The organism is Rhodococcus sp. ACPA1, from assembly GCF_002300195.1.
GTDB classification, from domain to species: Bacteria; Actinomycetota; Actinomycetes; order Mycobacteriales; family Mycobacteriaceae; genus Rhodococcus_F; species Rhodococcus_F opacus.
In genome coordinates this window covers 1,314,109-1,338,957 of the sequence record NZ_NSDX01000003.1, presented here as the reverse complement: position 1 = coordinate 1,338,957, position 24,849 = coordinate 1,314,109, and the positions used below count along the sequence as shown (strand labels likewise).

Below are 24,849 nucleotides of genomic sequence, written 5' to 3'. Positions count from 1 at the left end.
TCATGGCCATCGCCAAGACAATCGAACCCGACCAGGATCACACACATCCCGTCGTCGAACTGCGCGTGCGAGCAACGCCCGATCAGCTCTCCGTACTGCGCGCCCTGGCAGCAACCGTTGCCATCCACGAAGATTTCGACCTCGACTCCATCGCCGACATCAAACTGGCCATGGACGAGATCTGTACCCAGCTGATCGTCCGCGCGACACCGGACGCGCTCCTGGTGTGCCGGCTGCAATATCTCGACAACACCCTGCGAGTCGATGTATCGAGCACCACCACCTCGGTCGACTCCCTCGGCGAGCGTTCGTTCGCCTGGCACGTACTCAACGCCCTCACCGATTCGGTCGATCTGAAACAGGAGCCCGACCCCGCCACCGCGGGTTTCGTGACCACCATGGAATTCACCAAGGTGAAGAACGGCCTGAGTCTGTGACGTCCCATACTCACAGTGGGGGGCACACGGCCCGTTGGCCGGACGAGTATCAGGACGTCACAGCACTCTTCGAACAGATGGCAGCTCTCGACGAGGACGATCCCCGGCGCAGCAGACTGCGCGACGCCGTCGTGACGCGCTGTCTCCCGCTCGCCGAGCACATCGCACGCCGTTTCGACGGCCGCGGCGAGGCGCACGACGATCTGGTTCAGGTCGCGCGCCTCGGCCTGGTCAACTCGGTCGACCGGTTCGACGTGGAGCGGGGATCCGACTTCGTGTCGTTCGCCGTCCCCACCATCATGGGCGAGGTACGCCGGCACTTCCGCGACACCGGGTGGGCCGTGCGAGTACCCCGCCGGATGAAGGAACTGCACCTCGCGCTCAGCCAGGCCGTCGCCGAACTGTCCCAGAGCCTCGGCCACGCCCCCACCGTCAGCGAACTCGCCGAACACCTGGACCTCGAACAGGAGGAGGTGGCGCAGGGGCTCCTCGCCGGCAACGCGTATCAGACCGTCTCCGTCGACAACACGTCGTCCGACCGGACGGGCGAGCTGTCGATGGTGGAGACACTCGGCGACTACGACGCCGCGATGGACGACGTCGAGAACCACGAAACCCTGCGCCCCCTGCTCCAATCCCTCCCCGAACGGGAGCGGACCGTCCTCATGCTGCGGTTCTTCGGCAACATGACACAGACCCAGATCGCCGACCGAGTCGGCATCTCGCAGATGCACGTGTCCCGGTTGCTGGCGAAGACACTGGCGTCACTGCGAGATCAACTCGGTGACGCGTAGGTCAGATCGTTGCCGTGTCGATCACGAATCGGTACCGCACGTCGCTGCCGACCACGCGGTCGTAGGCGCCGTCGATCTCGTCCGCGGAGATCACCTCGATCTCGGCACCGATACCGTGCTCGGCGCAGAAGTCCAGCATCTCCTGCGTCTGAGCGATGCCGCCCACCATCGAACCGGCCAGGCTGCGACGGTTGGCCGCGAGACTGAACGCGCGCACCTCGATCGGCTTCTCCGGCAACCCCAGTTCGACCAGCGTTCCGTTGATCGCGAGCATCGACATGTACGCGTCGATGTCGAGATTCACCGAGACGGTGTTGACGATGAGGTCGAATTTTCCGCGCAACTGCGTGAATGTGCTCGGATCCGAGGTGGCGTAGTAGTGGTCGGCACCGAATTTCAGGCCGTCGTCCTTCTTGCCGAGGGACTGGCTGAGCACGGTGACCTCGGCTCCCATCGCGTGCGCGATCTTCACACCGACGTGTCCGAGGCCGCCCATCCCGACGACGGCGACCTTCTTGCCCGGTCCGGCTCCCCAGTGCGCGAGCGGTGAGTACAGCGTGATCCCCGCGCAGAGCAGCGGCGCCGCGACGTCCAGGTCCAGGCCGTCGGGGATGGACAGGACGAATCGTTCGGTCACGACGATGTGCGTCGAGTAGCCGCCCTGCGTCCACTCGCCGTCGCGCCCCTTGGCGTTGTACGTGCCGGTCACCCGGTTGACGCAGTACTGCTCCTCGTCGGCCCGGCAGGCGTCGCATTCGCCGCAGGAGTCGACGAAGCAGCCGACACCGACCCGGTCGCCGACCCGGTGCTTCGTCACGTCGGAACCGACCGCGCTCACCACGCCCGCGATCTCGTGACCGGGCACGACCGGATAGTGCGTGCTGCCCCACTCGTTGCGGGCGGTATGAATGTCGGAGTGGCAGATGCCGGCGAACTTGATCTCGATGAGTATGTCGAGCGGTCCGAGCTCGCGGCGTTCGATAGCGGTCTTCTCGAAGGCCCCTTCGCTGGACGTGACTGCATATGCGGCTGCGGTAACCATGCTTACATGCCTACATGTTTGCACGACCGAACGCACGTTCGGGGCCACCGTAGACGCGGTGACCCCGAACACGCCTGCGAAATCAGGCCTCGGATTCTTCCTTCTCGGCCCGCCTGCGGAGACGCTTCGCGGCCGCCACCATATTGCGCAGCGACGGCTCGAGCTGCCAGTAGTGACGCGTCTTCAGTCCGCCGTCCGGGTTGGCCCACAACCGTTCGAGTGACACCGACTCGCTCGCCTCCGTGAGCAGTTCGTCCAACTCGTCGATGTCCGGAATCCGGGCCGACCGGCTCTCGTACACACCCGGACCGACACCGTGGGTCAGCGCCCGCTCCTTGATGGCATCGAGAACCCACGTGATGGAGCGCGTCGCCACGATCGCCGTCACGTCCGCATCGAGCCGTTCGATGGCGTCGACCACCGACGCCCGGCTCGTGTACGTGATATGCGTGTGGATCTGCGTCTCCGGCTTCGCCCCGCCCGTCGCGAGACGGAATGCGTCGACCGCCCACTCGAGATACGCCTCGCGGCCGTTCTCGCGCAACGGCAGCAGTTCCCGGATCGCCGGCTCGTCGACCTGGATGATCGCGATACCCGCCGCCTCGAGGTCGGCGATCTCGTCACGGATCACCAGCGCCAACTGATCAGCCGTCTCGTACAGCGGCTGATCCTGGCGGACGAACGACCGCGCGATCATCGTCACCGGACCCGTGAGCATGCCCTTGACCGGCTTGTCCGTCAGCGACTGCGCGTACGAGATCCACTCGACGGTCATCGGCTTCGGCCGCGACACGTCCCCGTAGAGGATCGGCGGACGTGTACACCGCGAGCCGTAAGCCTGCACCCACCCGTTATGGGTGAAGGCATACCCCTCGAGAAGCTCCGCGAAGTACTGCACCATGTCGTTGCGCTCGTGCTCACCGTGCACGAAGACGTCGAGACCGATGTCTTCCTGCAACCGGATCGTGCTTTCGATCTCGGCCTGGATCCGCTTGTAGTACTCCTCCCACTCGAGGCGTCCCTCACCCAGCTCGTACCGGGCCTGCCGGATCGCGTCCGTCTGCGGGAACGAGCCCAGCGTCGTCGCCGGAACGAGCGGCAGGTTCAGTCGCTCCTGCTGGGCGACCCGCCGCTCCTCGTACGGCACCCGGAGGCGGTCGCCCGGCTTGATCGCGTTGACCCGTGCGCGCACCGCGTGCTTGAGCTTGAAGTGCACCGACGTGGGACGCTTGCGCCACTTGTCGGACGGACCCTCGGTGAGCGCCTTGGCCAGCGAGACCACCTCGCCGACTTTCTGCTTCGCGAACGCGAGCCGGTCCGCGACATCACCCGGGATGTCGTATTCGGACAACACGTCGTACGGCACGTGCAGCAACGACGTCGACGTCGACACCACGAGATCCGGCACGACGTCCTTCAGCGTGTTCAGGTACGTCAGCGTGTTGTAGCGGTCGACGCGCCACACGTTGCGGCCGTCGACCACACCGGCGTAGATGCGCTTGCGCTTGATGCCCGGGATCTTCGCCAGCTCGTCGGCGCTGAGCCGGTGACTGACGAGATCGAGGCCCAGAGCCTCCACCTTGGTGGAGGCGAGGATGGCGAGCGCCTCCCCGAGATGCCCGTAAGGACCGGTGACGAGGATTCGGGGCCGCAGCGGTGCGTGCGACAGCTTCTCGTACGCCTTGGCCAGCGCGGCCAGTTCTTCCGGTGTGCGGTCCTCGGTGAACGACGGCTCGTCCAACTGGACGCACGTGGCGCCGGCCTTCGCGAGCTGTTCGAACAACCGCTCGTACTCCGGCAGCACCCTGTCCAGCAGGTCGAGGGTCGAGAAGCCGTGCCGCTTCGACGTCGGACCGACCTTCGACAACAGGAGCAGCGACACCGGGCCGAGGATGACGGGACGCAGTTCGATCCCGCGCGCCTTCGCCCGCGCGAACTCGTCCATCACGGTCTCGGACCGCAGCGCGAACTCGGTGTTCTCGTCCAGTTCGGGCTGACGGTAGTGGTAGTTGGTGCCGAAGAACCGCACCAGCTCGAGCGGCGGAAAGTCCGGCCGGCCGCGCGCCAGCGTGAAGTAGAAGTCCAGCGGATCGAGCTGATTCTCGAGCGGCTCGAACCGCTCGGGCACGGCACCGAACAGCAGCGCATTGTCGAGTACGTGGTCGTAGTAGGAGAACGTGTTGCCCGGGACCTGGGTCAGACCGGTCGCGGCGAGCTCACTCCACGTCTCCTCCTGGAGGTCTCGGGCGACGGCGACGAGTTCTTCCTTCGTGCTCGTGCCGTGCCAGTAGGACTCGAGAGCACGCTTGAGTTCGCGGCGAGGTCCGATGCGGGGATACCCCAGGATGCTGGATCCGTATGCTGCGGTGCTGGACATGCGGTCGACCTTTCTGGGCTCAGTCCAGTGGCTGAGAATGCCTCTGGGCTCGATGCACCTGTGCGCCTCTCACAACCGCCAGTGGTCGTGAAAGGCGCACAGGTGTAGTCGCCTACCTACCTGCTAGCTGGCCTTCTTGCTGAAACGGCCGTTGTCGCCGTACTCGTAGAAGCCCGCGCCGGACTTCTTTCCGACCAGCCCGGCCTCGACCATGCGAAGCAGCAGCGGCGGCGCCGAGTACAGGGGCTCCTTGAACTCTTCGTACATGGAGTCGGCGATGGACTTGACCGTGTCCAGGCCCACCAGGTCGGTCAACGCGAGCGGACCCATCGGGTGTGCGAGGCCGAGAACCGTTGCCTTGTCGATGTCTTCCTTGGTGGCGAACCCGGACTCCACCATGCGGATCGCGGAGAGCAGGTACGGCACCAGGAGGGCGTTGACGACGAATCCGGAACGGTCCGCGGAACGGACGACCTGCTTGCCCAGCACATCGCTGGCGAAGGCCTCGGCCCGCTCGGACACCGACTTGCTCGTCTTGAGCGTGGTCACCAACTCGACGAGGGGAAGCACCGGAACGGGGTTGAAGAAGTGCATCCCGATGACCCGTTCCGGGGACTTCGTGGCGATGCCCAGCTTCATGATCGGGATCGACGACGTGTTGGACGCCAGCACGGCGTTCGGATCCGTCACGACCTGATCGAGCTCGGTGAAGATTTCGCTCTTCACCTTCTCGTCCTCGACGACGGCCTCCACGACGAGCTGCCGGTCCGCGAAATCACCGAGGTCGGAGGTGAACCGCAGCCGCCAGGCGGCCTGCTCACGTTCCCGCTCAGTGATCTTGCCACTGCTCACTCCGCGGTCGAGCGAACGCAGGATGCGCGAACGCCCCGCCGCCGCAAGCTCGCGGGTCTGCTCGAACACCAGAACATCGACGTGCGCGCGAGCACACACCTCTGCGATTCCGGCACCCATGATCCCGGCGCCGATCACGCCGACGCGCTGAATCTTTTCGCTGGTCACGTCAGCTCCTTTTCGTCTAGTGGAGTCGTCGCCCGGGGAGGGGCCCTGTTACAGGCCCCTCCCCGGGGGCGGGTTGATCAGGTGAAACCTTGATCGGTCGAAGCCTTGGAGGACAAGACTCAGTGGAACTGACCCTCTTCGGTGGAGCCCTTCAGAGCAGCCGTCGAGGTGTTGGGGTCGACCGTGGTGGCGATGCTGTCGAAGTAGCCGGCACCGACCTCACGCTGGTGCTTGATGGCGGTGAAGCCACGCTCCTCGGCGGCCTTGAACTCGCGCTCCTGCAGGTCGACGAAGGCGGTCATGCCCTCGCGGGCGTAGCCGTGGGCGAGGTCGAACATGCCGTAGTTGAGCGAGTGGAAGCCGGCCAGGGTGATGAACTGGAACTTGAAGCCCATCGCGCCGAGCTCCTTCTGGAACTTCGCGATGGTCGAGTCGTCCAGGTGCGCCTTCCAGTTGAAGGACGGCGAGCAGTTGTAGGCGAGCAGCTGGTCCGGGAACTCGCTGCGAACGGACTCGGCGAACCTCTTGGCGACCTCGAGGTCCGGCACGCCGGTCTCCATCCAGATGAGGTCGGCGTACGGGGCGTAGGCCTTGGCGCGAGCGATGCAGGGCTCGATGCCGTTCTTGACACCGAAGAAGCCCTCTGCGGTGCGGGTTCCGTCCAGGAACTGCTGGTCGCGCTCGTCGACGTCGGACGTGATGAGGGTCGCGGCCTCGGCATCGGTGCGGGCGATGACCACGGTGGGAACGTCCGCGACGTCGGCCGCGAGGCGAGCCGAGGTCAGGGTGCGGATGTGCTGCTGCGTGGGGATGAGGACCTTGCCACCGAGGTGGCCGCACTTCTTCTCCGACGCGAGCTGGTCTTCCCAGTGCGAACCGGCGACGCCGGCCGCGATCATGGCCTTCTGCAGCTCGTAGACGTTGAGCGCGCCACCGAAGCCCGCTTCGCCGTCGGCGACGATCGGGGCGAGCCAGTTGTCGACGGAGGTGTCGCCCTCGACCTTGGCGATCTCGTCGGCGCGCAGCAACGCGTTGTTGATGCGGCGCACGACCTGCGGGACCGAGTTGGCCGGGTAGAGGCTCTGGTCGGGGTAGGTGTGTCCGGACAGGTTCGCGTCACCGGCGACCTGCCAGCCGGACAGGTAGATGGCCTTGAGGCCTGCACGGACCTGCTGAACGGCCTGGTTACCGGTCAGCGCGCCCAGCGAGTTGATGTAGTCCTCGTTGTTCACGAGGTCCCAGAGGATCTCGGAACCACGGCGTGCGAGGGTCTGCTCTTCGACAACGGTGCCCTGGAGCTTGGTGACCTGCTCCGCCGTGTAGTTGCGGGTTACTCCCTTCCAGCGCGGGTTGGTGTCCCAATCCTGCTGGATTTCAGCTGCGGTCTTCGGGGTGCCGGTGGTCGACATCAAGACTCCACTCTCTTCGATCTGCTGGTCCGGTACGGATGTACTGCTTCACATCCTTGCCAGGCCCTTCGTATGTACTTACCGAGAATGACACAAGCAAAAAGTGCCGTCTACCTGTTGCTAATGCCAATCTTGGCTAGCTTTTCACACCGCTTTGCAAAGACTGTTAAGAAAGTTCGGCGCCATACCTGCCCGATCGGAGAGGAAAAATACTCGCCAGTAGCAAAAAGTCGCAGGTGGTGAACCAAATGCACGCAACTCGTCGTACACAGATATTTCCGCCCCTGCGACCCTCGCCTTCCCGCCGCGGCACACCCGTAGACCCGCCCGTTGTGACTGCAATCACCAATCGGGTCGGTTACCGTGACCTCGAATGGTCTCCTCCGGCGAAGGGCACCACGATGCCGCTGTACGAATTCCGATGCGCCGAAGACTGCGGCCCGTTCGAGCAGTCGTTCCCCATGGCCGACGTACCCGGAATCACCCGCTGTCCCCGGTGCAACCGCGACGCCGTCCGGCGCGTGTCCTCGCCACGACTCGGACACGGGTCGTCGTCCGCGATGAACCTCCTCGACAGCACCAAGGCGTCGGCTCACGAACCGGACGTCGTGACCGGTCCGCCGCACCGGACCACGGCCGGTCGTTCACCCCTCACGAACAACCCGTTGCACCGCCGACTTCCACGTCCCTGACCGGCCACCGAAGGAGCGCACATGCCCGAACTGCTGTTTCCGCTCGATTCCTCGAAGAAGTTCACCGATCAGGCGATCGTCGGCCACAACCGCTGGCACCCCGACATCCCGGCCGCGGTCACGGTGAAACCGGGCGACTCCTTCCGCGTGCACTGCCGTGAATGGTTCGATGGCGCCATCCACAACGACGACTCCGCCGACGACATCCTGAACGCGCCCCTCACCACGGTCCACACACTGTCCGGCCCCTTCGCCGTGGAGGGCGCGAAACCCGGCGACCTGCTGATCGTCGACATCCTGGACGTCGGACCCATCCCACAGGAGGATTCCGGCCCGCTGGCCGGACAGGGCTGGGGGTACACGGGGATCTTCTCCCGCCACAACGGCGGCGGATTCCTCACCGAGCAGTTCCCCGACGCCTACAAGGCCGTCTGGGACTTCTCCGGGCAGACCGCCACGTCGCGGCACGTCCCGCACGTCTCGTTCACCGGCATCGTCCACCCCGGACTGATGGGCACAGCGCCGTCGGCCGCCCTCCTGTCGAAGTGGAACGCGAGGGAGGGCGCGCTCATCGCCACCGACCCGGGCCGGGTTCCCCCACTCGCCCTGCCGCCCGAACCGCAGGACGCCGTCCTGGGGTCCCTGTCGGGCGCCGACTTCGACCGCGTCGCCGGCGAGGCCGCCCGCACCGCACCCCCACGCGAGAACGGCGGCAACCAGGACATCAAGAACCTCACCAAGGGCAGCCGCGTCTTCTACCCCGTATTCGTCGACGGCGCGAACCTGTCCGTCGGCGATCTGCACTTCTCCCAGGGCGACGGCGAGATCACGTTCTGCGGCGCCATCGAGATGGGCGGCTTCATCGACCTGCGCGTCGACATCATCAAGCGCGGCATGGACACGTACGGCGTGTCCGAGAACGCGATCTTCATGCCCGGTAACACGGACCCGCGGTATTCGGAGTGGCTCGCGTTCTCCGGAACGTCCGTCACCCTCGACGGGGAACAGAAGTACCTCGACTCGCACCTGTCCTACCAGCGGGCGTGTCTCCACGCGATCGACTACCTCACCAAGTTCGGGTACAGCCCCGAGCAGGCCTACCTCTTGCTCGGCGCCGCACCGATCGAGGGCAGGCTGTCCGGTGTCGTGGACATCCCGAACTCCTGCTCGACGGTGTACCTGCCGACGGCGATGTTCGACTTCCCCGTCGCACCGTCCGCGTCGGGACCGTTCCAGATCGACCCGGGCGTCGGCGCGCCGCGCTCGGAGAACAAGGCCTGAGCGCGGGCGAATGTACCTTTCAGCGCCTCCAGTGCGCCCAGAGGTACGTTCGCCCCGCGTCACCGCGTCCCGACCCGCGCGAGTAAATCTTGCGAAGGTTCCGTTCGCACATCTGACCTGCGCCGGTACCATTGCCGTATGTCCAAGACCTTCGTCGGCACCCGGTTGCGTCAGCTCCGAACCGAGCGTGGACTGAGCCAGGCGGCGCTGGCGAAGACGCTGGAGATCTCCGCCAGCTACCTCAATCAGATCGAGCACGACGTCCGGCCGCTGACGGTGCCGGTGCTGCTGCGGATCAGCGAGGTGTTCGGCGTCGACACCACGTTCTTCTCCTCCCAGGACGACACGCGCCTGATCGCGGAGATGCGCGAGGTGGCGCTGGACCAGGAGATGGGCATCGACGCGGACGCCCAGGAGATCGCGGAGATGGTGGCGTCGCATCCGGGCCTGGCGAAGGCGATGGTCAACATGCACCGCCGCTTCCGCAACACCACCGCGCAGCTGGCTCTCGCCACGGAGGACCGCTACAGCGACGGCAGCGGCAGCGGCTCGATCACGATGCCGCACGAAGAGGTCCGCGATTACTTCTATCAGCGGCAGAACTATCTGCACGAACTGGACACGGCGGCGGAGGAACTGACCGCGCGCATGCGATTCCACCGCGGCGATGTCGGCGGTGAGATCGCCCGCAGGTTGCAGACCGTCCACGACGTGCAGATCGTCAGGCGCATCGACCTGGGCGAGAACGTCCTGCACCGGTACGACCCCGAATCCCGGCTGCTGGAGATCTCGCCGCATTTGTCGGGCGGCCAGCAGGTGTTCAAGTTCGCGACCGAGCTTGCGTTCCTCGAATACGGCGACCTGCTCGACAAGCTGGTGGCGGAGGGCGGCTTCACGAGCGACGAGTCCGTTGCGCTCGCCCGGCTCGGGCTGGCCAACTACTTCGCTGCGGCCACGGTGCTCCCCTACGGCCAGTTCCACGACGTGGCCGAGGACTTCCGGTACGACATCGAGCGGCTCTCCGCGTTCTACTCGGTGAGCTACGAGACGATCTGTCACCGTCTCTCGACGCTGCAGCGTCCGAAGCTGCGCGGTGTGCCATTCATGTTCGTGCGCGTCGACCGGGCCGGGAACATGTCGAAGCGGCAGTCCGCCACCGGGTTCCACTTCTCCACCAGCGGGGGCACGTGCCCGCTGTGGAACGTGTACGAGACGTTCGCGTACCCCGGCAAGATCATGAACCAGATCGCGCAGATGCCGGACGGCCGCCGGTACCTGTGGATCGCCCGCACCGTCGAACGTCGCGCCCAGCGCTACGGTCAGCCCGCCAAGATCTTCGCGATCGGGCTCGGCTGCGAGATCCGGCACGCCCACCGCCTCGTCTACGGCGACGGTCTCGACCTCGACGATTCCAACCCGGGCACCCCCATCGGCGCCGGCTGCCGGGTGTGCGAGCGCGTCAACTGCCCGCAGCGCGCGTTCCCGCCGCTCGGCAAGCAACTCGACATCAGCGAGCATCAGAGTTCGGTCTCCCCGTACCTGATCCGCTGACCCCTCGCTGGGTCGTCCGATGTCACATCGGTTCAATCCGACTGAACCGGTGTGACATTGGCCGCAGCGGCAGCAGCATCCGGCCACGCAGGGGGCACTGTGAGCGCTTGTTCACGTAACCGTAATTCGCGTCACGAACACGTCACCGACAGACATTCAGACGCAACAACGGCCGCTTAATGTTCGCCCCACGAATACACCTCTGTATACGTGGGGCGCATACATGTCCCGGGTTGCGGAGGTCCCCAAGTCCTCCGACGGAAAGGCCCGTACATGCGCACCTTCTCCAAGCGCGCCCTCGCTGCACCGACCGCGCTCGCCGCCATCGGGCTCGTGCTGACCGGTTGTGGCAGCAAGGCGTCCGACACGGCCGGCGAGTCCACCGCGGCGTCCTGTGTGGACACCTCCGGGGACACGATCAAGGTCGGGTCACTGAACTCGCTGTCCGGCACGATGGCCATCAGCGAGGTGACCGTCCGGGATTCGATCGCGCTCGCGGTCGACGAGATCAACAACTCGGGCGGCGTGCTCGGCAAGAAGATCCAGATCGTCGCGGAGGACGGGGCCTCGGAGCCCACCGTCTTCGCCGAGAAGGCGGAGAAGCTGATCAGCAGTGACTGCGTCGCAGCCGTGTTCGGCGGTTGGACGTCGTCGAGCCGCAAGGCGATGCTGCCGGTGTTCGAGGACAACAACTCGCTGCTCTACTACCCCGTGCAGTACGAGGGGCTCGAGGATTCGAAGAACATCTTCTACACCGGCGCCACCACCAATCAGCAGATCGTGCCCGCCCTCGACTACCTGAAGGAGAAGGGCGTCAAGTCGCTGTACCTGGTGGGCAGCGACTACGTGTTCCCGCAGACCGCGAACCGCATCATCAAGGCGTACGCGGAGGCCAACGGCATCGAGATCAAGGGCGAGGACTACACACCGCTCGGCTCCACCGACTTCTCCACCATCGTCAACAAGGTGCGCTCCGCGGACGCGGACGCCGTCTTCAACACCCTGAACGGCGACTCCAACGTCGCGTTCTTCCGCGAGTACGCGAACGTCGGCCTGAAGCCCGCCGACATGCCCGTGGTGTCCGTGTCGATCGCCGAGGAGGAGGTCGGCGGCATCGGTGTCCAGAACATCGAGGGCCAGCTGACGGCCTGGAACTACTACCAGACCATCGACACGCCGGAGAACAAGAAATTCGTCGACGCCTACAAGGCCCGGTACGGCGCGAACAAGCCGACGTCCGACCCGATGGAGGCCGCGTACACGTCGGTGTACCTGTGGAAGAACACCGTCGAGAAGGCGAACTCGTTCGCCACCAAGGACATCCAGGACAACGCGGACGGCGTCACGTTCGCCGCACCGGAGGGCCTGGTCACCATCGACGGGTCCAACCACCACATCACCAAGACCGCGCGCATCGGTGAGATCCGGAACGACGGCCTGATCTACACGGTCTGGGATTCGGGCACCCCGATTCAGCCGGACCCGTACCTGAAGTCCTACCCGTGGGCCGAGTCGCTGGGTAGCTAGAACACGGTCCGACGAGCACGAGGGAAGAGAGAGGACATACATCGATGGATGTAGTGATCGGACAGCTGTTCACCGGGTTGAGTATCGGATCGATCCTGTTGCTGGCGGCGTTGGGGCTGTCGTTGACGTTCGGCCAGATGGGCGTCATCAACATGGCCCACGGCGAATTCATCATGGCCGGCTCGTACACGGCGTACGTGGTGCAGCAGGTGGTGTCGAGCGCCACCGGTTCTCTGTTCATCTCTCTGCTCGTCGGCTTCGTGGTCGGTGGCGCGATGGGCGTCCTCCTCGAGGTCACCCTCGTCAAGCGGATGTACCACCGGCCGCTGGACACGCTGCTGGTGACGTTCGGTGTGGGGTTGATCCTGCAGCAGCTGGCACGGGACGTCTTCGGTGCGCCCGCCGTCAACGTCGCCGCACCGGAGTGGCTCTCCGGCGGTGTGGAGATCCTCGGCGCGGTGGTGCCGAAGACGCGCCTGTTCATCCTGGTGCTGGCCGTCGTGGCAGTGGTCGCACTGTCGCTGGCGATGCAGAAGTCCCCGATGGGACGCCGCATCCGCGCCGTCGTGCAGAACCGCGACCTCGCGGAGACGAGCGGGATCTCCAGTCGCCGAACCGATGTGACGACGTTCTTCATCGGTTCCGGTCTGGCGGGTGTCGCGGGTGTGGCGCTCACCCTGATCGGCTCGACGAGCCCGACCATCGGGCAGAGCTACCTCATCGACGCGTTCCTGGTGGTCGTGGTCGGCGGCCTGGGTCAGATGAAGGGCGCGGTGATCGCCGCGTTCGCACTCGGCATCCTCAATTCGTTCGTCGAGTACTCGACCACGGCGTCGATCGCCAAGGTCATCGTGTTCGTGGTCATCGTGGTGTTCCTCCAGGTTCGACCGCAGGGCCTGTTCGCCGTCAAGACGAGGAGTCTCGTATGAGCATCCTGACGAGTGGCCGCTACCGCGCGTGGGCGGGATTCGCACTGGCCGCGCTGCTTCTGTTCGTCGTCGCCCCCGCGGTTCTCAGCGACTTCCGGCTGAGTCTGCTCGGCAAGTTCCTGTGCTTCGCGATCGTCGCGGTCGGTATCGGCCTGGCGTGGGGCCGCGGCGGCATGCTCACCCTCGGCCAGGGTGTGTTCTTCGGATTGGGCGCCTACATGATGGCGATGCACCTGAAGATCGCCGACGCCGAACTCCGCGGCGACACCGTGCCCGACTTCATGCAGATCGCGGGCATCCGGGAACTGCCGGGCTACTGGGTGCCGTTCACGTCGCCGATCGTGACGATCCTGGGAATCCTGCTGATCCCGGCGCTGGTGGCGTTCGTCCTCGGGCTCGGCGTGTTCAAGCGCCGCGTCAAGGGCGCCTACTTCGCGATCCTCAGCCAGGCGCTCGCCGCCGCGTTCGCCATCCTGCTGGTGGGTCAGCAGAGCACCGGAGGAAGCAACGGCCTCAACCGGTTCCGCACGTTCTTCGGTTTCAACCTGAATGATCCGGCCAACAAGCAGATGCTGTTCTTCATCGCCGCCGGCGTGCTGCTGGCCGTCGTCGCCGTCACCCGGCAGTTGATGAACAGCCGTTACGGCGAACTGCTCGTCGCGGTCCGGGATCAGGAGGAGCGGGTCCGCTTCCTCGGGTACGACCCGGCGAACATCAAACTCGTCGCCTACGTGACGGCCGCATTCTTCGCGGGCGTCGCGGGCGCGCTGTTCGTGCCGATCGTCGGCATCATCTCCCCCGCCGACGTCGGGATCGTCCCGTCGATCGCGTTCCTGATCGGGGTGGCCATCGGCGGACGCTCCACGCTCCTCGGTCCCGTCCTCGGCGCCATCGGGGTGGCGTGGGCGCAGAGCGCGTTCTCGGAGTCGTTCCCGTCCGGCTGGATCTACGCGCAGGGCCTGCTGTTCATCGTGGTCGTCGGATTCTTCCCGGCCGGTGTCGCGGGGCTGTTCGCGCTGCTGAAGCGGAAGAAGAAGGCGTCGTCCGAGCAGCCGGCACCGCCTGGGCCGGAGGACGAGACCGAGGCGACGGAACGAATGGAGATGGCGCGATGACGATTCCTGCCACGGCCAAGGAACCCGTGCTCGGCGGCAACGCCGGAATGTCCAGCGAGTACCTCGAGGTGCGGGACCTTCGGGTCAGCTTCGACGGCTTCAAGGCGGTCGACGGCGTCGACCTCACCCTCATGCAGGGCGACCTGCGGTTCCTCATCGGCCCCAACGGCGCCGGCAAGACCACTCTCGTCGACGCCATCACCGGGCTCGTCCCCGCGACGGGTTCGGTGACGAAATCCGGTGTGGAGTTGATCGGCAAGAAGGTGCACCGCATCGCCCGCCTCGGCGTGGGCCGCACGTTCCAGACCGCGAGCGTGTTCGAGGAGTTGACGGTTCTCCAGAACCTCGACATCGCGGCGGGCGCCGGCCGTTCGGCACTCACACTGCTGCGCCGACGCAAGACGGTGCTCCCCGCCATCGAGGAGGCACTCGACGTCACGGGTCTCGGCAAGCTCCGCGACACCCCGGCGGGAATCCTCGCGCACGGGCAGAAGCAGTGGCTCGAGATCGGGATGCTGCTGGTGCAGAACTGCTCCGTCCTGCTGCTCGACGAGCCGGTGGCCGGCATGAGCCACGAGGAACGCGACGAGACGGGAAACCTGCTGCGCCGCATCGGCGGTGAGCGGACCGTCGTGGTGGTCGAGCACGACATGGACTTCATGCGCGCGTTCGCGACGTCGGTGACCGTGCTCCACGCCGGGACGGTGCTGAGCGAGGGAACCGTGGAGCAGGTGCAGGCCGACCCACGTGTGCAGCAGGTGTACCTCGGGACCGCCGCGGCCGGCGCCGCCCCCGAGTTGCAGCCCGAGGTTTCGAAGGAGGACAGCGATGCTCGAGCTTGACGACATCCGGGCCGGGTACGGCCGAACCGAAGTGATCCACGGAGTCTCGCTGACGGTCCCGTCGGACGGTGTGGCCGCGGTGATGGGACACAACGGCGCGGGCAAGACCACGCTTCTCCGGGCCGCGGTCGGACTGATCAAGGTCGACTCCGGGCGGGTGGTGTTCGACGGCGAGGACGTCACGGCGCTGCGGCCGAGCGCCCGAGTGGCGCGCGGCCTCGCCTACGTGCCGCAGGGCCAGCAGTCGTTCGGTCAGCTGACCACCGCGGAGAATCTTCAGGTGGTGGCCGACGGCCGCAAGCGCGGAAAGGAACTCGTCGGCGAGGTGCTGGATCTGTTCCCGGCTTTGCGCGGCCTGCTCGACCGGCGTGCCGGTCTCCTGTCCGGCGGGCAGCGTCAGCAACTCGCCATCGCGCGGGCCCTGATCACGGAACCGAAGATGCTGATCCTCGACGAACCGACGGAGGGCATTCAGCCGTCCGTCGTGGCCGAGATCGAGCGCACCATCGTGGAACTCACCCGCCGGGGCGGGCTCGGAGTCCTGTTGGTGGAACAGCACATCGGGTTCGCGCTCGAATCCGCCGAGAGTTACTACGTCCTCGAGTCGGGGCGGGTCACGTCCTCCGGCGCCGGTGGTGCCGCACCCGATTCCGACGTCCGTACCGCGGTCTCCGACGTCCGCGCGGCGATGGCCATCTGATGGCACGTCGAGAACCGGCCGGCTCCCTGAGCGATCAGGTGTATCTGTCGCTGCGCACCGACCTGATGAGCGGCCGGATCCCACCGGGACAGCGTCTCGGCGAGGAGCGTCTCGCCGACACCTACGGGGTGTCCCGGACGCCGGTGCGGGAGGCCCTTGCCCGGCTCCTCGCCGACGGACTCGTCCAGCGCGACGTGGGTGGGTTGTTTCCGTACCGCCCCCGCATCGACGAGCTGGCCGGACTGTACGAACTGCGCATCACGCTCGAACTCCAGGGGATCGCCCGGGTGCGCGCCGACGAGTCGCTGTCGCACGACCCGGACGTCCTGGGACCCGAGCTCGACCGGTGGTACGCGTTGCGGAAGGAGAACCCCGAGCCGGACGCCGGGTTCGTGGCGCTCGACGAGCAGTTCCACACCGTTCTGCTGCGGTCGGCCGGCAACCGGGCGCTGTCCGATGCGCTCGTCAACGTGAACGCCAAGGTGCGGCCGGTCCGGATGTTCGACTACCTCACCCCCGACCGCATGAGCGCCACCATCGACGAGCACATCTCGGTGGCCGAGTTCGCCCTCGACGGCAAGCTGGATACCGCGTACGACACGCTGCTCGCGCATATCAGCGAGTCGCGTGAAGTGGTCATCGAGCGCGCTGAACAGGCACTTTCCCTCGCACGGATGGCCTGGGCGATCCGGGATTGAGACAGTTGTCCAACTCGGTTGGACATTTTTCCCACCAACGAACCGAGCGGGTGCTAGCGTCTTGCTACCGCTCGGTAACACAGGTTGGGAACTCGCTTCATGTCACGCACTCTCGAAGAGAATCTGGTCGGACGCCGCGTCCTGATCACCGGGGCAGCCCGGGGTATCGGCGCCGGACTCGCCAGACGACTTCACGAGCGGGGCGCCCGTGTCGGGCTGCTCGGCCTCGAACCCGAACTCCTCGAACAGACGGCCACCACGTGCGGCCGGGCGCCGTGGCGTCGATGCGACATCCGCGACCGGCGAGCCGTCGAGGACTCGTTCGACTACCTCGCCGACCGGCTCGGCGGCCTCGACGTCGTCGTCGCCAACGCGGGCGTGACGCCCCCGGCGCACATCGTCGAAGGCGATCCGGATGTGATGCGGTATGCCATCGAGGTGAACGTGATGGGGACGTATCACACGCTGCGGGCCGCGGGACCGTACATCGGCCACCGCAACGGGTACGCACTCGTCGTGGCGTCGTCGACGACGTTCAGCCCCCTGCGCGGCGTGCACGGCGCCACGAGAGGCGGAGCCGAGGAACTCGGCGGGGCCCTGCGGGAAGAGATGAAACCGCTGGGGACCCGGGTCGGTATCGCCCGGCTCGGCGAGATCGACACGGACCGGACCCTGATCGACTTCGACGGCCTCGCGGTTCCCCCACCCCGCGGCAGTGCACTGACCCGGACCTCCTCGATCACGGTGGCGGTCGACGCACTCGAACGGGGAATCGCGGGGCGGAAGAATCGGATATACGCGCCGTCCCGGGTACCCGGGACGGATTCTGTGCGTATGCTCGCACTTCGGGCCACGGAGATGACCCGTTCGATCGAACTACGCGCGCACGCAGCCGTTCCCGCAAGGGGACGAGTAGAAGGAGAGGGGGCGGCGTGACCGCACGCATTCCACCCGGACGCCTGAAGGAACTCGGCCCCGTCAACTGGGTGCTGTGGCGAATCATCTCCCGTGTCGCCGGTGTGCCGGACGCACATCTGTTCAGCACGGTGGGCCGCACGGGGGGCCTCTTCCGTGCGTGGCTGCAGTACTCCGGCAAGCTCATGCCGGGCGGGCAGATCTCCCGGTACGAGACCGAACTGATCATCCTTCGGGTGGCACACCTGCGGCAGTGCGGCTACGAGATGGACCACCACGTGCGCCTCGGACGCCGGGCGGGCGTCACCCCGGCGCTCCTCGACCAGGTGCTGGAAGGTCCCGCCGCGGAGGGCTGGGACGCGCGCCGCCGTGCCATCCTCACCGCCGTCGACCAACTCGTCGCCACCGACAACCTGGACGATGCCACGTGGTCGGCGCTGAGCACCCACTTCGACGACCGCAGGATGATCGAATTCTGCTTTCTGGTGACCCAGTACGACGCCCTGGCCACCACCATCGGGACTCTGAGGATCGAACGCGACTATTCGTAGGTTCCGCATCGCGTAGAGAAGAGGAACGGCCGCATGACATCCGCTACCGACGAGGTCCGTTCCGAGAAGGGACTGGCGCGGGTCGCGCAGTCGCTGGCCGGCTGGACGGAGAAATGGTTTCCGGACGCCTACGTCTTCGCGCTCGTCGGCGTCTTCGTCGTCTCGGTGGCCGCACTGGCCAACGGTTCGTCTCCGCAGACGGTCGTGGACGCGTTCGGTGACGGTTTCTGGGATCTGACGGCGTTCACCCTGCAGATGGCCATGGTGGTGCTGACCGGATACGTCGTCGCCACGTCCCCGCCGGTCGCCCGGCTGATCGATCGCCTGGCCCTGGTGCCTCAGTCGGCGCGCACCGCAGTCAGTTTCGTCGCATTCCTGTCCATGTCGGTCTCCTTCCTGAACTGGGGGCTCAGTCTGGTGTTCGGCGGGCTGCTCGCCCGGGCGATCGCCCGCCGATCCGACCTGCGAGTGGATTACCGTGCGCTCGGCGCTGCGGCCTTCATGGGTCTGGGCGCCGTGTGGGCGCTCGGCATGTCCTCGTCCGCCGCGCAACTGCAGGCCACCGCCGCATCCCTACCTCCGGCGCTGCTGGAGATCACCGGCGTCCTCGACTTCGGGACCACGATCTTCACCTGGCAGTCGCTGCTGATGTGCGTGATCATCATCGCCCTGACCGTGGTGATCGCCCACTTCTCCGCACCGAGGGGCGCGGCCGTCACCACCGCCCAGGATCTGGACGTCGACCTCGACGACCGGCCGAAGGAGGTGGCTCCCCGAACGCGACCGGGAGAGTGGCTCGAATACAGCCGGATCCTGCCGGCGCTGGCCGGTCTGATGACGCTGGGGTGGCTGATCTCCCAGCTGGTGACCAAACCCGTGCTCACCGTCGTCAGTAGCCTGAACGCCTATCTGCTGGTCTTCCTCATGCTGGGGCTGGTGCTGCACGGGACGCCGCGCAAGTTCCTGCAAGCCGTCGCGCTGGCCGTCCCGGCGACGGCCGGCATCCTGGTCCAGTTCCCGCTGTACGCCGCGATGGCCGCGATCCTCACGAAGGCCGAGGGCAGAAACGGCCTCACCATCTCGGAGCACCTGGCCGAGTTCTTCACGAACATCGGCAGCGGCGGCGGCTTCACCGTCGTCATCGCCCTCTACACGGTCGTGCTGGGCCTCTTCGTGCCGTCCGGAGGCGGAAAATGGCTGGTCGAGGCGCCTTACGTCATGCAGTCGGCCACCGATGTCGGGATGAACCTGGGCTGGACGGTCCAGGTGTACAACGTCGCCGAGGCCCTGCCGAACCTGATCAACCCGTTCTTCATGCTGCCCCTGCTCGCAGTGCTGGGGCTCAAGGCGCGCGATCTGGTGGGATTCACGTTCCTGCAGTTCATGTTCCACCTGCCGGTGGTCCTGCTCCTGGTGTGGCTGCTCGGAACGACGTTCGAGTTCGTGCCCCCGGTACAGCCGTCCTCACCGTGATCCCGATTCGCGCAGGCCGTGAGAGGTCTTACTAACCCACGCTTTACCTCGAGAAATCTCGGTGAAACACCCCCTCCTTAGCGTATACAACCATGTCCACAGGGATGAATACGCCGCCGATCGAGTACTCCTTCGACACTCTGCTCGTCGCGAACCGGGGCGAAATCGCCTGCCGCATCATGCGATCGGCACACCTCCTCGGACTGAAGACGGTTGCGGTCCACTCGGACGCCGATTCGGCTGCCGCGCACGTCGAGATGGCCGACGTCGCCGTCCGCCTGGGTCCGGCTCCCGCCCACGAGTCGTATCTGCGGGCCGACGCCGTCGTGGAGGCCGCCCTGGCGACGGGCGCGGGCGCGATTCATCCCGGCTACGGCTTCCTGTCGGAGAACGACGCGTTCGCCGCGGCGGTGGAATCCGCCGGGATCGCGTTCGTCGGCCCCACCCCCGAACAGCTCCGCACGTTCGGGAACAAGCACACGGCACGCGAGGCCGCCCGCGCCGTCGGCGTCCCGCTCGTCGCGGGTAGCGGGCTCCTCGACTCCGTCGACGACGCCCTGTCCGCGGCCTCCGACATCGGCTATCCGGTGATGATCAAGGCGGTCGGTGGTGGCGGCGGCATCGGCATGCAGGCGTGCTTCGACGCCGCGGAACTCCGCGACGCCTACGACCGCGTGCAGCGCCTCGCCCAGGCCAACTTCTCCTCGTCCGGGGTGTTCCTGGAACGGTTCGTCGCCCGCGCCCGGCACGTCGAGGTGCAGGTGTTCGGCGACGGCCTCGGCCGCACGCTGAGCCTCGGCACCCGCGACTGCTCACTGCAGCGCCGCAACCAGAAAGTGGTCGAGGAGGCCCCGGCGCCCGGGCTCTCCGACGACGTGGTGGAACAACTGCTCAGCTCGTCCCGCAGTCTCGCGTCGTCGGTGAACTACCGGTCCGCGGGAACCGTCGAGTTCGTCTACGACGTGGACCGCGGCGAGGCGTCGTTCCTCGAGATGAACACGCGACTGCAGGTCGAGCACCCGGTGACCGAGGAGGTCACCAGGGTGGACCTCGTCGAGTGGATGCTGAGGCTCGCCCGCGGAGACAGTTCCATGCTCGACGGGCTGCCCGACTCCGGACCCGAGATCAGGGGAACCGCCGTCGAGGCCCGCATCTACGCCGAGGACCCCGGCCACGACTACCGTCCCAGCGCCGGACGACTCACCGGGGTCGAGTTCCCGGCCCACACGCGGGTCGAGACGTGGGTCGACACGGGCACCGAGGTGAGCGCCTACTACGACCCGATGCTCGCGAAGGTGATCACCCGCGGACACCGACGCACAGCGGCGTTCGCCGCCCTCGCGGAAGCGCTCGCAGACACACACATCTACGGGGTCCAGACGAACCTGCCCCAGCTGCGGCGGATCTGCGCCGCCGACACCGTGCTCGGCGCCGAGCACACCACACAGTCGCTGGCCGATCTGCGGCCCACCGGCCGCCGGGCCGACGTGCTCCGCGCCGGGACGATGACCACCGTGCAGGACCATCCCGGCCGAATCGGACTGTGGGAGGTCGGAATTCCGCCGTCGGGACCGATGGACGACCTGTCGTTCCAGTTGGTCAACACCGCGGTCGGCAATCCAGTCGGCGCACCGGGGCTCGAATGCACCCTGCAGGGGCCGAGCCTCGTGCTCTCGGACGCCACGGTGATCTGTGTGGGCGGCGCCGACGCCCCGGTCACGCTCGACGGCGAACCGATCGCCCTGTGGGAACCGGTGGAAGCGCCGGCCGGGTCCGTACTCGACGTCGGCACCCCGGCGGACACGGGCCTGCGCACGTACGTCGCGTTCCGGGGCGGCATCGACGCTCCGCTGTACCACGGCAGCGCGTCCACGTTCACGCTCGGCGGGTTCGGCGGCATCACCGGCAAGGCCGTCACCACCGGTGACGTGCTGGGCCTCTTCGACGACTCGCTGTTCGAGAACACCACGGGTCTCGGCGCACCGCATCCCGTCCCGGAGGACTCGCGTCCCGAGTTCACGCACGTGTGGCATCTCGCCGTCACCGAGGGACCGCAGCCGGCGCCCGCCTACTTCACCGACTCCGACATGGCGCAGTTCTACGACACCACCTGGAAGGTCCAGACGCACGCCAACCGCACCGGACTGCGGCTCGACGGCCCCAAGCCGGTCTGGTCCCGGACCGACGGCGGCGACGCCGGGCTGCATCCGTCGAACCTGCACGACAACCCGTACAGCGTCGGCGCCCTCAACGTCTCCGGCGACACCCCGATTCTGCTCGGACCCGACGGCCCGAGCCTCGGCGGCTTCGCCTGCCCCCTCACCGTGGTAAAGGCCCACCGGTGGAAACTCGGGCAGATCCGCCCCGGTGACCGGGTACGCTTCCTCCCGGTCTCCGACAACGGCGCGCACTCGCTGCGGGCGTCGGATTCGTCTCGACGACTGGATGTTCCGCCCGCGGCCACCCGGTCGACGGTGTCCGACGGCGGGGTCCTCCGCCGGATCGCGCCCGTACTGGACCGACCGGAGGTCGTGTACCTCCGCGGTGGCGACGACAACATCCTCGTCGAATACGGCGACCGGGAACTCGACCTCGGGCTCCGCATGCGCGTCCACGCACTGTCGGAAGCGCTGGTCCGACGCCGCGTTCCCGGCATCATCGACATCACTCCGGGGGTGCGCTCCCTGCACCTGCACTTCGATGCCGACGAACTTCCGGCCGGCCGGTTGCTGGACATCCTCCAGGACATCGAGGAACTGCTGCCCGCGACGCACGATCTGGTGGTCCCTAGCCGCACCGTCCGGTTGCCGCTGTCGTTCGACGACCCGTCCATCGCGGAGGCCATCGACCGCTACCGCAGCGGTGTCCGCGCCGACGCGCCGTGGCTGCCGTCGAACACCGAGTTCATCCGGCGCATCAACGGATTGGACAGCGTCGACGACGTCCGGAACGCCGTGTTCGACGCCGAATACCTGGTCCTCGGGCTCGGCGACGTCTACCTCGGCGCGCCCCTGGCCGTGCCGCTCGACCCGCGGCACCGTCTGGTTACCACCAAATACAACCCGGCACGCACCTGGACGCCGTCCGACGCCGTCGGGATCGGCGGCAAGTACCTGTGCGTCTACGGCATGGAGTCGCCGGGCGGGTATCAGCTGATCGGCCGCACCGTCCCGATCTGGTCCGGGTACCGGCAGCACCGCCCGTTCGACGAGGGCACACCCTGGATGTTCCGGTTCTTCGACCGCATCGTGTGGGAACCCGTCACCCCGGAGCAGCTGCGCGAATACCGCGAGCAGGCGGTCGCGGGGCGGTTCGACGCGGAGATCTCCGACGGCACGTTCGCGTTCGCCGACCACCTGAAGTTCCTGCGGAACAACGCCGAATCCATCGCCGAGTTCGACTCCCGGCAGTCCGCGGCTTTCGAGGCCGAGAAGTCGGCGTGGCATGCGTCGGGCGAATTCGACCGCGTCGAACAGGCACCCACCCCCGAACCGCCCGCGCGGGGCGAACTTCCACCCGGAGCCGTCGTCGTCGAGGCCCCCATGGTCGGGAGCGTGTGGCGCGTCGAAGTCGAAGCCGGGCAACGCATCGAACCTGGCCAGAACGCGGTGGTCCTCGAGGCGATGAAACTCGAGATGCCGGTCGCGTTCACCACGTCCGGAACAGTCCTCGAAGTCCTCGTGTCACCGGGCGCGATCGTCGAACCGGGCACCCCTCTCGTCGTGATTGGAGCAGAAAACTGATGACTGTCGATGCCGTGAACCGCGGACAGACCACTCTCTCCCCCACCGCCCGCGTCGAGGACGCCTTCCGGCGGATCGCCGAGGTGGACCGCCCGGAGGTATGGATCACCCTGCGGCCCGCCGAGGACGTGCACGCGGATGCCGTTGCCGTGCAGGCCCGTCTCGACGCCGGCGAGCACCTCCCCCTGGCCGGCAAGGTCGTGGCGGTCAAGGACAACATCGACGTCGCGGGACTGCCGACGTCGGCCGCATGCCCCGAGTTCGCCTACCTCCCCGACGTCACCGCGAGCGCCGTGCGCCGCCTGGTCGAACAGGGCGCCGTCGTGCTGGGGAAGACGAACCTCGACCAGTTCGCGACCGGGCTTGTCGGGACACGCAGTCCGTACGGCGCCGTCCGGTGCTCGTGGGATCCCGAACGGGTGTCGGGCGGTTCCAGTTCGGGTTCCGCCGTCGCCGTCGCCCTCGGCATCGCCGACATCGGAATCGGCACCGACACAGCCGGATCCGGCCGGGTTCCGGCCGCGTTCAACGGTCTCGTCGGCATCAAGGCGACGCTCGGCATCATCCCCGCAGACGGTGTGGTTCCCGCCTGCGTCGACTACGACTGCGTCACCGTCTTCGCCACCGAACTCGACACGGCGGTGACCGCCGCCCGCATCATGTCGGGCCCGGTGAGCGCGGACCCGCGGAGCCGCGCGTGGCCGTCCGATGTCCGCCTGGCGGCGCCCGCGCAGCCGAGGGTCGCGATTCCCGCGGAAGAGAATCTCGTCCTGCTGACACCGGAGTACCGCGCGGCATTCGTCGCCACGGTGGCGTCGTTGACGGACCGGGGTTTCTCCGTCGAGGCGGTCGACATCTCGCCGCTCCTCGACGCCGCCCGCCTGCTGTACGACGGCGCCGTCGTCGCCGAGCGGTACACCGCTGTCGGGAAGTTCCTCGACACCGCACCGGCGGGCGCCGATCCCGTGGTCACGGCCATCGTCGAGTCGGCGAGGACACCGGCCGGCCACGAGTTCGCCGCCGACCTCGACACGCTCACCCGCGTCAAGGCGCAGACGCGGGACCTGATGGCCGGTTTCGACGGCCTCCTGCTGCCCACCACCACCGAACACCCGACCATCGCTGCCGTGCAGGCGGATCCGATCGACATCAACCGGCGGATGGGCACATACACGAACTTCTGCAACCTGCTCGACATGGCGGCCGTCGCGGTCCCGGGCGCCCCGACCGCCACCGGCGCACCGTTCGGTGTCATGTTCGTGGTGCCGGCGTTCGCCGACCAGGTGGCCGTGGACCTCGCCGCCCGGCTCGTCGGCGTGCCCGCGCCCGCCCTCGTCGAGGACGGTGTCGAACTGGCCGTATTCGGAGCCCACCTGCGCGGGCAGCCCCTGCATTTCCAGCTCGAGGACATCGGCGCACGATTCGTCGACACCGTCACCACCACCGACGCGTACCGGCTCACCGCGCTTGCCACGACACCGCCGAAACCCGGCCTCGTCCGCCGCGGTCCAGGCCTGGGATCCGAGATCGTCGGCGAACTGTTCCGGGTGTCACCCGCAGGCCTGGGCAGCTTCCTGTCCGCTCTGCCCGCCCCGATGGCGCTGACGAGCGTCGAATTGTCCGACGGCCGGGCCGTGGTCGGCTTCAGCTGCACCCACGACGCGGTCGACGGAGCCACCGACATCACCGAATTCGGCAGTTGGGTTGCCTACCTTGCCGCTTCGCGGCCTGTGAGTACTTCTTAACCGCGGGC

The 24,849-nt window shown here is 67.0% G+C and carries 20 protein-coding genes; 16 read left to right on the top strand and 4 right to left on the bottom strand.

Annotation, left to right across the window (positions count from 1 at the left end; genetic code table 11):
• Positions 1-2 precede the first annotated feature (2 nt).
• Together CJ177_RS16660 and CJ177_RS16655 are read left to right on the top strand one after the other, a co-directional pair.
• A complete protein-coding gene (locus tag CJ177_RS16660) occupies positions 3-437 on the top strand; it encodes an ATP-binding protein (protein WP_005251854.1) in 435 nt (144 codons plus the stop codon).
• Positions 434-1,231: an RNA polymerase sigma factor SigF gene (locus CJ177_RS16655; protein ID WP_005251853.1), complete on the top strand. Its 798-nt coding sequence runs from the start codon at positions 434-436 to the stop codon at positions 1,229-1,231. The genes CJ177_RS16660 and CJ177_RS16655 overlap by 4 nt, the downstream gene beginning before the upstream one ends.
• Position 1,232: 1 nt before the next feature.
• Here CJ177_RS16655 and CJ177_RS16650 read toward each other — a convergent pair whose 3' ends face one another.
• From CJ177_RS16650 to aceA, 4 genes are all read right to left on the bottom strand, one after another.
• The gene (locus tag CJ177_RS16650) at positions 1,233-2,273 is read right to left on the bottom strand and encodes an NAD(P)-dependent alcohol dehydrogenase (protein WP_025433158.1); all 1,041 of its coding nucleotides are present in this window, start codon (positions 2,271-2,273) and stop codon (positions 1,233-1,235) included.
• 82 nt (positions 2,274-2,355) lie between these two features.
• On the bottom strand, positions 2,356-4,650 hold the full coding sequence (gene metE / locus CJ177_RS16645; RefSeq protein ID WP_061041749.1) for a 5-methyltetrahydropteroyltriglutamate--homocysteine S-methyltransferase: 2,295 nt from the start codon (positions 4,648-4,650) through the stop codon (positions 2,356-2,358).
• Between the two features lie 123 nt (positions 4,651-4,773).
• A complete protein-coding gene (locus CJ177_RS16640) occupies positions 4,774-5,670 on the bottom strand; it encodes a 3-hydroxybutyryl-CoA dehydrogenase (protein WP_005251849.1) in 897 nt (298 codons plus the stop codon).
• 119 nt (positions 5,671-5,789) lie between these two features.
• A complete protein-coding gene (gene aceA / locus CJ177_RS16635; protein WP_005251848.1) occupies positions 5,790-7,079 on the bottom strand; it encodes an isocitrate lyase in 1,290 nt (429 codons plus the stop codon).
• A 332-nt stretch (positions 7,080-7,411) separates the two neighbouring features.
• Between aceA and CJ177_RS16630 the strand changes: the two genes are divergently transcribed.
• The 14 genes from CJ177_RS16630 to atzF all read left to right on the top strand — a co-directional run bounded on the left by CJ177_RS16630 (position 7,412) and on the right by atzF (position 24,841).
• Positions 7,412-7,771 (top strand): zinc ribbon domain-containing protein, encoded by a 360-nt coding sequence (locus CJ177_RS16630; protein WP_257014564.1) that lies wholly within the window; start codon positions 7,412-7,414, stop codon positions 7,769-7,771.
• A gap of 21 nt (positions 7,772-7,792) precedes the next feature.
• A complete protein-coding gene (gene fmdA / locus CJ177_RS16625; protein ID WP_095868144.1) occupies positions 7,793-9,052 on the top strand; it encodes a formamidase in 1,260 nt (419 codons plus the stop codon).
• Between the two features lie 138 nt (positions 9,053-9,190).
• Positions 9,191-10,603 carry an acetate metabolism transcriptional regulator RamB gene (gene ramB, locus CJ177_RS16620; RefSeq protein ID WP_005251841.1) on the top strand — a complete coding sequence of 471 codons (1,413 nt, stop codon included), beginning with the start codon at positions 9,191-9,193 and terminating at the stop codon, positions 10,601-10,603.
• Between the two features lie 273 nt (positions 10,604-10,876).
• Entirely contained in the window at positions 10,877-12,130 is a 1,254-nt protein-coding gene (gene urtA, locus CJ177_RS16615; RefSeq protein WP_005563339.1) for an urea ABC transporter substrate-binding protein, read from the top strand.
• A gap of 44 nt (positions 12,131-12,174) precedes the next feature.
• Positions 12,175-13,059: an urea ABC transporter permease subunit UrtB gene (gene urtB, locus CJ177_RS16610; protein ID WP_005251836.1), complete on the top strand. Its 885-nt coding sequence runs from the start codon at positions 12,175-12,177 to the stop codon at positions 13,057-13,059.
• Complete coding sequence (urtC, locus tag CJ177_RS16605; RefSeq protein ID WP_061041752.1) at positions 13,056-14,174, top strand: urea ABC transporter permease subunit UrtC; 1,119 nt, start codon at positions 13,056-13,058, stop codon at positions 14,172-14,174. Before urtB ends, urtC begins: the two co-directional genes overlap by 4 nt.
• The gene (urtD, locus tag CJ177_RS16600) at positions 14,171-15,016 is read left to right on the top strand and encodes an urea ABC transporter ATP-binding protein UrtD (protein WP_095868143.1); all 846 of its coding nucleotides are present in this window, start codon (positions 14,171-14,173) and stop codon (positions 15,014-15,016) included. Before urtC ends, urtD begins: the two co-directional genes overlap by 4 nt.
• On the top strand, positions 15,003-15,716 hold the full coding sequence (urtE, locus tag CJ177_RS16595) for an urea ABC transporter ATP-binding subunit UrtE (RefSeq protein ID WP_061041753.1): 714 nt from the start codon (positions 15,003-15,005) through the stop codon (positions 15,714-15,716). The genes urtD and urtE overlap by 14 nt, the downstream gene beginning before the upstream one ends.
• Positions 15,716-16,414 carry a GntR family transcriptional regulator gene (locus CJ177_RS16590; RefSeq protein WP_095868142.1) on the top strand — a complete coding sequence of 233 codons (699 nt, stop codon included), beginning with the start codon at positions 15,716-15,718 and terminating at the stop codon, positions 16,412-16,414. The genes urtE and CJ177_RS16590 overlap by 1 nt, the downstream gene beginning before the upstream one ends.
• A gap of 99 nt (positions 16,415-16,513) precedes the next feature.
• Positions 16,514-17,350 carry an SDR family NAD(P)-dependent oxidoreductase gene (locus tag CJ177_RS16585; RefSeq protein ID WP_005251829.1) on the top strand — a complete coding sequence of 279 codons (837 nt, stop codon included), beginning with the start codon at positions 16,514-16,516 and terminating at the stop codon, positions 17,348-17,350.
• Complete coding sequence (locus CJ177_RS16580) at positions 17,347-17,880, top strand: carboxymuconolactone decarboxylase family protein (protein WP_005251828.1); 534 nt, start codon at positions 17,347-17,349, stop codon at positions 17,878-17,880. Before CJ177_RS16585 ends, CJ177_RS16580 begins: the two co-directional genes overlap by 4 nt.
• Before the next feature lie 33 nt (positions 17,881-17,913).
• Positions 17,914-19,353: a short-chain fatty acid transporter gene (locus CJ177_RS16575; protein ID WP_005251827.1), complete on the top strand. Its 1,440-nt coding sequence runs from the start codon at positions 17,914-17,916 to the stop codon at positions 19,351-19,353.
• Positions 19,354-19,445: 92 nt separating this feature from the next.
• Positions 19,446-23,096: an urea carboxylase gene (gene uca, locus CJ177_RS16570; protein ID WP_095868141.1), complete on the top strand. Its 3,651-nt coding sequence runs from the start codon at positions 19,446-19,448 to the stop codon at positions 23,094-23,096.
• Positions 23,096-24,841 (top strand): allophanate hydrolase, encoded by a 1,746-nt coding sequence (gene atzF, locus CJ177_RS16565; RefSeq protein WP_095868140.1) that lies wholly within the window; start codon positions 23,096-23,098, stop codon positions 24,839-24,841. The genes uca and atzF overlap by 1 nt, the downstream gene beginning before the upstream one ends.
• The last annotated feature ends 8 nt before the right edge of the window (positions 24,842-24,849 follow it).